We start from the raw sequence: 8693 nt of genomic DNA on the forward strand, positions 1-8693 counted from the left end.
CAAGAAGCTGGCCCTGATTGCCGTCTGCAACAAGCTCCTCAAACAAGCCTTTGCCATCGTCAAATCGGGCGTGCCCTACCAAGCTGATTTCAGCTCAAAACTTGCGCCCACCGCTTGACTTTTAACACAGTTCATGTTAAGGGACAAAGGAAAGAAACAAATAAGAATCAACTCTCTGCACTGGCACTTCAGTAATGCTTTTTCATCCAGTTGCTCGCATTTACTTAACGTGCTGTATTTTCCGTTTTCTGAGAGGGGCCCAAACTGCGGCCAGCGGCTGGGCCTGTTATCTTTACTGTCCGCCTACTTGCAACTGTTATTTTGAGTCTCGCTCTCGACTTTATTTCTCCCGCTGCCACGCCCGCGGCCGACCGGGTGACGCTGTTTGCCGACGTTATTCTGCCCCTGCCGCTGCCCCGGCTCTACACGTATCGGGTACCGTATGAGCTGAATGACAACGTGGTAATCGGCGGCCGCGTTATCGTGCAGTTTGGGGCCAAAAAGACGCTTAGCTGCATAGTGGCGGCCGTGCACGAGCAGGCACCGAAGGAATACCAAGCCAAGTACATCCTCGAGTTCATCGACGATGCGCCCGTGGTGACGCAGCCGCAGCTCAAGCTATTTCGCTGGATGGCCGACTACTACATGTGTACCATCGGCGAGGTGATAAACGCGGCCCTGCCTTCCGCGCTCAAGCTCAGCTCGGAGTCGCGCATTCAGCTGCACCCCGGCTTTTCGCGGGAGGAAAACGAGTATCCGCTCTCCGCGCAGGAGGAGTTGATTGTGGATGCGCTGGGCGCAGTGGAAGATGGCAAAGCACTGACCTTTACCGAAGTGGGCGACCTGCTGGGCATCACCTCGTTTCATAAGGTGATAAAGTCGCTGATGCACAAGGACGTCATTTTTCTCTTTGAGCACACCGCCGATAAGTACGCGCCCAAAGTGGTGAAGAAGGTGCGGCTGGCGCACCATTTCGTATCGGAAGCGTCGCTGGAGCAGCTATTCGAACAGCTCACCAGCAAGCCCAAGCAGCTCGATGTGGTGATGAAGTACATGCAGCGCGTGCCGGTGTACCAGAACGAGCACGCCAACCAGCACGGCACTGAGAAGGCCGCACTGGCCAGTAGCCCGCACCTTTCGGCTTCGGCCGTGAATACGCTCATCAAAAACGGCGTGCTGGAGCAGTTTGATGTGATTGTGTCACGCTTTCCGCTGGAGAACGAGCCCACCGCGCAGCTGCATTTCTCCCTCACAGAGGCCCAGACTACGGCGCGGGATGAAATCATGGCGCACTTTGGCGAGAAGGAAATCGTGCTGCTGCACGGCGTAACCGGCGCGGGCAAAACCGAGATTTACATCGACCTGATTCGCAAGGCGATGGAGGGCGGCGGGCAGGTGCTGTACCTGCTGCCCGAAATTGCCCTCACGGCCCAGATTGTGACGCGCCTGATGCGCGTGTTTGGCTCGCGGCTGGGCGTGTACCACTCCAAATTCTCGGATAACGAGCGAGTGGAAGTGTGGAACGGCGTGCTCTCGGGCCGGTTCCAGGTGGTGGTGGGCGTGCGCTCGGCGGTGTTTTTGCCGTTTGATAACCTCTCGCTCATCATCGTGGATGAGGAGCACGAATCGAGCTACAAGCAGTACGAGCCCGCCCCGCGCTACAACGCCCGCGAAGTGGCCCTGATGATGGCCAACTTCCAAGGCGCCAAAACCCTGCTCGGCTCGGCCACGCCGGCCGTGGAAACCTACTACCAGGCCAAGCAGGGCCGCTACGGGCTAGTCACGCTCAGCAAGCGCTTTGGCGAGGCCGGCATGCCCGACATTGAGCTGGTAGATACCCGCAAGGCCCGCGACCAGAAAACCATGCACAACCACTTCACCGCCGATTTGCTGGGCGAAGTGGAGCGCACCCTGGGCCGACAGGAACAGGTAATTCTGTTCCAGAACCGCCGCGGCTACGCGCCCGTGGTGGCCTGCCAGGACTGCGGCTGGATACCCAAATGCACCAACTGCGCCGTGAGCCTGAGCTACCACAAGCACAGCCACGAGCTGCGCTGCCACTACTGCGGCTACCACGACAGCATGGTGACCAAGTGCCCCGCCTGCGGCTCCCGGGCCGTGAAAACCCAGGGCTTCGGCACCGAGAAGATTGAGGACGACCTCAAAATCATGCTGCCCCAGGCCAACATCCAGCGGATGGACCTGGATACGACCCGCGCTAAAAACAGCTACCAGCAAATCATCGGCGACTTTGAGAAGCAAACCACCAACGTGCTGGTAGGCACCCAGATGGTGACCAAGGGCCTGGACTTCGCCAACGTGAGCCTGGTGGGCATCATCAACGCCGACAGCATTATTCACTATCCCGATTTCCGGGCGCACGAGCGGGCCTACCAGATGTTTGTGCAGGTGAGCGGCCGCGCCGGGCGCAAGGGCAAAAAGGGCAAGGTCATCATCCAGACAGCCGACCCCACGCAGGTAATTTTCGACAAGGTGATTCGCAACGATTACGTGGAGTTCTACAACTACGAAATTATGCAGCGCCGGGAGCACGGCTACCCGCCGTTTATGCGCATTATCAAGATGACGGTGAAGCACATGGAGCAGGGCCTGGGCGAGGAAGCCGCCATTCGCCTCACCCAGGAATTGGTAGACCGGCTGGGCCGGGCGGCGGTGCTGGGGCCGGAAGCGCCCTACATTTTCCGCATCCGCAATTTCTACTTGCAGGAAATCACCATCAAGCTCGACCGGGCCCACACCGTACTCAAGCAGGCTAAACAGATGATTGTCGAGGCCATGGACGTGGTGAAGGACCAGAAGGAATTCAAGCAGGCCCGTCTGGTAGCCGACGTGGACCCGATGTGACCACGGATTAGCACGGATTCAAGCGGATTTCACGGATTTTGTGGACGTACAAGCTTGTGCCGCCGATAACAAAAAAAGCTCCTTCTGCACTTGCAGAAGGAGCTTTTGAGCTTTGCAGCCGTACGCGGCGATTATCTCACCTACATCTGGTCGAGTAGCCAGAGAATGATGAAAATCAAGCCGATGATGGCGATAATAGTGCCAATCAAGCCGTTGAGCAGACCAACCAGCAAGCCTACCAGCAGCAGGATGATGCCGATGCGCAGGTTACCGCTGATGGCCGCCGTTTTGGTGGTCGAAGCCGTGTTGTCGTGCTGACGAACTGAGCCGGATTTCTGCACCAGCTTATCCATTTTATGGGTCACTTTGCTCAGGGCCATGCGCTGCACCAGGCTCAGCTTGGGGGCCGGGGCAGCGGCAACTGTTGCGGCGGCAGCGGGAGAGTCAAGCACGGCGGCTGGGGTTTTGGCGGCGGCTGGGGCTTTGGTTACGGGCGCGGCGGCTACTACTGGCGCAGCGGCGGGCTGCGCTTCGGCGGTAGTGGTGGCTACGGCAGGAGCGGCGACCGGAGCAGCAACTGTTTCAGCGGCAGCGGGCACCGGCGTCGATACGCGGGTCACGCCATGGTACGAACCGCCCTTGGGCAGCATGGCATACTCGGAGCGGCTGCAGCTACCCAGCGTGAGGGCACAGGCGACTACGGCGATGAGTTTGGCGAAGGGGAATACAGGGTTTTTCATGGGTAAGCGGGGTAATTGTGAGCGTGAATGGTCATTCTACGGCTAAAACTACAAATCAGTGGTCAGGAAACGTACTAAAATTATCCACATGCCGAGGCGGCCATCGTCAAGGAGTAGCTTCACTTCGCCAAACCGAGCGGTATTGGACACTGAACGCCGGGGCTTAAAATGCTGTTGATAGCGCTGAATGTGCTTACTTGCGAGTCGTATGAGGTACTATTTTTTGGCCCGGCCGTGGGCACTGAATATTGGGTGGCTGAGTAGCGGAGCAGGATTGCTGCTGGTTGGCTGCACGCAGCTGCCCGCCGAAACCCGTCCTTCGGTTGCGTACAGCCAAACGCTGGAGAACGCGGCCGCAACCGATACCAGCGGCTATGAAATGGCCCCGCCCCGCGACCCAAACGGCATCGGCACCTATTACCTGGGCCGGCAGATTGCGCACGTAATGGGCCACGACGGTGCCAGCTGGCTGGAGCGGAGCGGCCGGCAGCAGGAAGAAGGCACCGACATCCTGCTCAAAGAGCTAAAGCTGAAACCCACCGATGTGGTGGCTGATATTGGCGCGGGCACCGGTTTTTTTTCGTTTCAGCTGGCCAAAAAAGTCCCCAGGGGCCAGGTGCTGGCCGTGGATATTCAGCCGGAAATGATTGCGGCCCTCCAAACCAATAAGCAGCGCTTGCGGGCCGCCAATGTGCGCCCCGTACTGGGCACCACCACCAACCCCGCCCTGCCCGCCGACAGTGTAGACCTGGTGCTGATTGTGGACGCGTACCACGAGTTTGACCACCCGCGCGAAATGGGCCGCGCCATCCTGCACGCCCTGCGGCCCGGCACCGGACGGCTGGCCCTGGTCGAGTACCGGGCCGAAGACCCCAATGTGCCCATCAAGCGCATTCACAAAATGAGCGTGGAGCAGGCCCGCAAGGAAATGGCCGCCATCGGCCTGGAGTTTGTGGAAAGCATCGAAACGCTTCCGCAGCAACATTTGCTGCTGTTTCGGCGGAAGTAACGTAAGCTTCAGCTCGCGACGAGCGTAGCGAATTCAATCGTAGGGTGCGGCGAGCACGTTAAGTTATTAGTCATTAGTTGGCAGTTATTAGTAGGATGACAATTGCCTGACTGACAACTAACAACGAGTAACTGACAACCCGTTTACTTTTGAACGACTGCTTAGTTATCAGTTGTTGGCAGGATGACAATCGGCTGACTGACAACTAACAACGAGCAATTAATAACCCGTTTGCTTTTGAATGACTGCTTATTAGTCGCTACGCTCGTCGCAAGCGAAAGCTTACGCCACATCATGACGACCTTTGCGGGCATGACTCCCGACCCGCGCCAGCTTTCCATCCTCGATTTCACCTATCCCCTGCCGGCCGAGCGCATTGCGCCCGAACCCCTGCCCGACCGCGCCGCCAGCCGCCTGCTGGTCAGCCGCAGCGGCGTTATCAGCGACAAGCACTTCCGCGACTTGCCCGGCGAGCTGCCGGCGGATTCCCTGTTGATTTTCAATGACACCCGCGTGGTGCGGGCCCGGCTGCTGGCCCGGCGGCCCACCGGTGGGCAGGTCGAGCTGTTTTGCCTGGAGCCCGTGGCCCCGCACCGCAGCCTGGAGCTGGCCCTGCAACAAACCGGGCACTGCACCTGGCGCTGCCTGGTAGGCAATGGCCGCCGCTGGAAAGAAGGACCCGTCACCCTGGAATTTACCACTACCGAAGGCCAGACGGCCACCCTGCACGCCGAGCGCCAGACCCAGGAAGCCGGCACCGCGCTGATTGACTTCCGCTGGGAGCCGGCCACACTGCCCTTTGCCGAGGTGCTGCGAGCCGCGGGCCACCTGCCCCTGCCGCCCTACATCGCCCGCCCCGATACCGCTACCGACGCCGTGCGCTACCAAACCGTGTATGCCGCGGTCGAAGGAGCCGTGGCCGCCCCCACCGCGGGCCTGCATTTCACCCCCGAAATACTGGCGGAGCTGCGAGAAAAGGGGTTTTCCACGGGCCATATCACGCTCCACATCGGGGCCGGCACTTTTCAGCCCGTGAAGGCCGACCACATGGCCGAGCACCCCATGCACGCCGAGCCGATACTGGTAACCGCCGCGCTCCTGCGGCAGCTGCTGGCCCACCGGCCCCGGCCGGTGCTGGCCGTAGGTACTACCAGCATGCGCACCCTCGAAACCTTGTTTTGGCTGGGCGTAGGCCTGTTGCAGAACCCCGCGGGCAATGAGCCGCACGAATTACTCGTGACGCAGTGGCAACCGTATGAACAGGCCGAGGCAGCGGCCCACATCAGCCCGGAGGCGGCCCTCACGGCCCTGCTGCGATACCTCGAAGCCCAGGGCACCGATACCCTGGAGGCCAGTACGCGCCTGCTTATTGCCCCCGGCTACCGGTTCCGCCTCATCAGCGGCCTTATCACCAACTTTCATCAGCCGGAGAGTACGCTGCTGCTGCTGGTGGCCGCCCTGCTGGGGCCCGACTGGCGAGCGGTGTACGACCACGCCCTGGCGCACGACTACCGCTTCCTCAGCTACGGCGACAGCTCGCTGCTGCTGCCCTGAAATGCGCCCTGAAGCATAGCTTGGGCAGGGTGCGCATCTGCGGCACATTCCTTGCAATAACCTTTGGTATCGGGGTGCGTAAAAGCCCCACACCACCCTTTTTCCTTCTATTGACTCATGAAAAAAGTAACCCTGTTGCTCGCCTTTTCCGCTTTTGCTACTGCTGCTTTCGCCCAAACTACTCCCTCGACGGAAGTGAAAACGCGCGACAACGGCACGACCAAAGTGGTAACCAAAACCGGCAAGACCAATACCGGCCAGGCCATCGATAATACCAAAGATGCCGCTGGCAACGTAGCCAAGAAAACGGGCAGCGCCATCAAGCGCGGTGCCAAGAAAACCACCCGGGCCGTGAAACGCGGCACCCAGAAAGTGGGTAACAAAACCGTAGAAGGCACGCAAAAAATGGAAGCAAAAACCGAATAGTCCTTTCCAGAACTGTTCCTTTCCGCAATTTCCAGGAAGACCCCAGCGCAAGCCGGGGTCTTTTTTTGTGGTTGGCTCACGGTGTTATTACCGCTGGGGCCGCTCGCGCACTTCGTGCAGCACTTTCTCTATCACGCCGCGCCCAAACAGGCTGACGCCGGCATTGAGCACGACCAGCGCCACGGTGCCGGCGGCCACCCATTCGCGGGTCGGTACCTGCTGGTCTTTGAGGCTGCCAGCCCAGTGTACCATGCTGGCTCCCGCGCCGATTGTAGCCAGGCCCAAAGGGGAAAACAGCAGCCATTTCGCCTTGTGTGTCATCAGAAAAAGAAATTAGTGCGGTGAACGTAATGCCGGGCAGCATGCCTCGATTCATGCCTTGGCCTGCTGCCAGCGCGTACCTTTCGGCTTTTCGCTTACGCACTAGCGCGGCCGGTGTTTCGGCCCCGGCCGGCCTACTTCCCCATGACACCTTACGAACAGCTGCTGCACCTTGCCTTCACGGCCCCCAACGACGTGAAGTACTACCTCACCCCCGTGGCTCTGCGGGCCTACGACGAGCTGCAGGCGGCCCCGCCCGCCCAACGACCCTTCTGTTTCGAGCAGGTGCGCCTGGGCCTGGCCATGAGCCTACTCAAACTGGTATCGGAGCTGGGCGACCACGACGAGAGCCGCCAGGTGCTGGACGTGCTGCACCGCGCCTTGAGCGAAGCCCGCTCCCCCGAGGACATTGACCGCATCATCGGCCGCGAAGCCCGCCTGTTCGACCGGCTCTACGAGAACCTCTACGTGAACGAGCAGGGCGAGGAGCTGCTCAACCTCTTCAGCCGCACCTTGGATGCGGATGCCCCCGAGCTGCTCGAAGAAATTGCCCTGGAAGGCGTGGACCTGGCCCGCACCCTGGATTTCAGCACGGATGAAGAAGATTGATGTGCTGATATGTTAATGTGCTGAGGTAACTGACAACGCAGCCACGGCTGGCCTCGACGCGCACAACGCGCAATTTTTAATTCATACTTCATACTTTTTAATCCCCCTCCCCATGGGCCTCACCATTCTCGGTTTTATCATTCTGGTCGTCGGGCTCAACGCGTCCCGGTTTTCGGAGCGGCTGGAGCGCCTGCGCAGCGGCCTTATTTTCCTGGGCGCGGCCTTCCTGATTTTAGGCCTGGCCCTGAGCACGGTCGTGCAGATTGGTGTGGGCCAGGTGGGCGTGCAAACGCTGTTTGGCCAGGTGCAAAGCCGCGTGTTGCAGCCCGGCCTGAGCGTGGTTAACCCGCTGGTCGACGTGACGCGCTTCGATACCCGCACCCAGAACTACACCATGTCGGCGCAGCGCGGCGAGGGCCAGCAGGTGGGCGATGACGCCATCCGGGTGCTCTCGGCCGACGGCCTGGAAGTGGTGATTGACCTCACGGTGCTCTACCATGTAGTGCCCGCCCAGGCCCCCAAGATTCTCTCCACCATCGGCGAGGACTACCAGGACAAAATCGTGCGCTCCATCTCGCGCACCCGCATTCGCGACGGCGCGGTGTTCTACGACGCCGTGGCCCTGTACTCGACCCGACGCGAGGAATTCCAAACCCGAATTTTGGCGGCCATCGAGAAGGATTTTCGCAACAACGGCCTCCAGCTCGACCAGCTGCTCATCCGCAACATTCAGCTGCCGCAATCCGTCAAGTCCAGCATCGAGAGCAAGATTTCGGCCGAGCAGGATGCCCAGAAAATGCAGTTCGTGGTGCAAAAGGAGAAGCAGGAGGCCGAGCGCAAGCGCGTAGAAGCTCAAGGTATTGCCGACTACCAGCGCATCGTGAATACCGAGCTCAGCGACAAGCTGCTGCAATACGAAACCATCAAGGCCAACCAAGCCATTGCCACTTCGCCCAACGCTAAGGTCATCATCATGGGGGGCGGGCGCGGCGCGGTGCCGCAGCTGCTGCTGGGCGATAAGTAAGCCAATTTTACCAGCGTCAGTGTCTCGTCCGGCTATATGTTGACAGGAATAAGGCAAGGGCCCTGCTCGGATTTTCCGGCGGGGCTTTTTCCTTGCAAATGGACTTGATTGGGGGTTAAGTAATTCAGGGCCAGGTGGGGCCGTT

General features: G+C 59.9%; 8 protein-coding genes. 6 read left to right on the plus strand and 2 right to left on the minus strand.

Annotated features, from left to right (window positions below; translation table 11 throughout):
* The first annotated feature begins 321 nt into the window (after window positions 1-321).
* Window positions 322-2865, plus strand: a complete 2544-nt coding sequence (gene priA, locus ABD819_RS21170) for a replication restart helicase PriA (protein ID WP_345127641.1) — start codon at window positions 322-324, stop codon at window positions 2863-2865.
* A 140-nt stretch (window positions 2866-3005) separates the two neighbouring features.
* Here the strand turns inward: priA and ABD819_RS21175 are convergent, their stop codons facing one another.
* On the minus strand, window positions 3006-3605 hold the full coding sequence (locus tag ABD819_RS21175) for a hypothetical protein (protein WP_345127643.1): 600 nt from the start codon (window positions 3603-3605) through the stop codon (window positions 3006-3008).
* Window positions 3606-3813: 208 nt separating this feature from the next.
* Between ABD819_RS21175 and ABD819_RS21180 the strand changes: the two genes are divergently transcribed.
* The 3 genes from ABD819_RS21180 to ABD819_RS21190 all read left to right on the plus strand — a co-directional run bounded on the left by ABD819_RS21180 (window position 3814) and on the right by ABD819_RS21190 (window position 6594).
* Window positions 3814-4614 carry a class I SAM-dependent methyltransferase gene (locus ABD819_RS21180; protein WP_345127645.1) on the plus strand — a complete coding sequence of 267 codons (801 nt, stop codon included), beginning with the start codon at window positions 3814-3816 and terminating at the stop codon, window positions 4612-4614.
* Window positions 4615-4908: 294 nt separating this feature from the next.
* Complete coding sequence (locus ABD819_RS21185) at window positions 4909-6168, plus strand: S-adenosylmethionine:tRNA ribosyltransferase-isomerase (protein WP_345127646.1); 1260 nt, start codon at window positions 4909-4911, stop codon at window positions 6166-6168.
* A 117-nt stretch (window positions 6169-6285) separates the two neighbouring features.
* Window positions 6286-6594, plus strand: a complete 309-nt coding sequence (locus ABD819_RS21190) for a hypothetical protein (RefSeq protein WP_345127648.1) — start codon at window positions 6286-6288, stop codon at window positions 6592-6594.
* Window positions 6595-6681: 87 nt separating this feature from the next.
* Here the strand turns inward: ABD819_RS21190 and ABD819_RS21195 are convergent, their stop codons facing one another.
* A complete protein-coding gene (locus ABD819_RS21195; protein ID WP_345127649.1) occupies window positions 6682-6915 on the minus strand; it encodes a hypothetical protein in 234 nt (77 codons plus the stop codon).
* A gap of 144 nt (window positions 6916-7059) precedes the next feature.
* Between ABD819_RS21195 and ABD819_RS21200 the strand changes: the two genes are divergently transcribed.
* Both ABD819_RS21200 and ABD819_RS21205 read left to right on the plus strand, forming a co-directional pair.
* Window positions 7060-7524: a hypothetical protein gene (locus tag ABD819_RS21200; protein ID WP_345127650.1), complete on the plus strand. Its 465-nt coding sequence runs from the start codon at window positions 7060-7062 to the stop codon at window positions 7522-7524.
* 112 nt (window positions 7525-7636) lie between these two features.
* The gene (locus ABD819_RS21205) at window positions 7637-8548 is read left to right on the plus strand and encodes a prohibitin family protein (RefSeq protein ID WP_345127652.1); all 912 of its coding nucleotides are present in this window, start codon (window positions 7637-7639) and stop codon (window positions 8546-8548) included.
* Window positions 8549-8693 lie beyond the last annotated feature (145 nt).

Origin of the sequence: Hymenobacter antarcticus (assembly GCF_039539545.1) — a bacterium.
Taxonomy (GTDB): domain Bacteria; phylum Bacteroidota; class Bacteroidia; order Cytophagales; family Hymenobacteraceae; genus Hymenobacter; species Hymenobacter antarcticus.

What these genes read in the sequence shown, in the direction of transcription:
- ABD819_RS21175 (WP_345127643.1), bottom strand. Translation starts at nt 3,605, where the DNA reads ATGAAAAACCCTGTATTCCCCTTCGCCAAACTCATCGCCGTAGTCGCC.
- ABD819_RS21180 (WP_345127645.1), top strand. Translation starts at nt 3,814, where the DNA reads ATGAGGTACTATTTTTTGGCCCGGCCGTGGGCACTGAATATTGGGTGG.
- ABD819_RS21185 (WP_345127646.1), top strand. Translation starts at nt 4,909, where the DNA reads ATGACGACCTTTGCGGGCATGACTCCCGACCCGCGCCAGCTTTCCATC.
- ABD819_RS21190 (WP_345127648.1), top strand. Translation starts at nt 6,286, where the DNA reads ATGAAAAAAGTAACCCTGTTGCTCGCCTTTTCCGCTTTTGCTACTGCT.
- ABD819_RS21195 (WP_345127649.1), bottom strand. Translation starts at nt 6,915, where the DNA reads ATGACACACAAGGCGAAATGGCTGCTGTTTTCCCCTTTGGGCCTGGCT.
- ABD819_RS21200 (WP_345127650.1), top strand. Translation starts at nt 7,060, where the DNA reads ATGACACCTTACGAACAGCTGCTGCACCTTGCCTTCACGGCCCCCAAC.
- ABD819_RS21205 (WP_345127652.1), top strand. Translation starts at nt 7,637, where the DNA reads ATGGGCCTCACCATTCTCGGTTTTATCATTCTGGTCGTCGGGCTCAAC.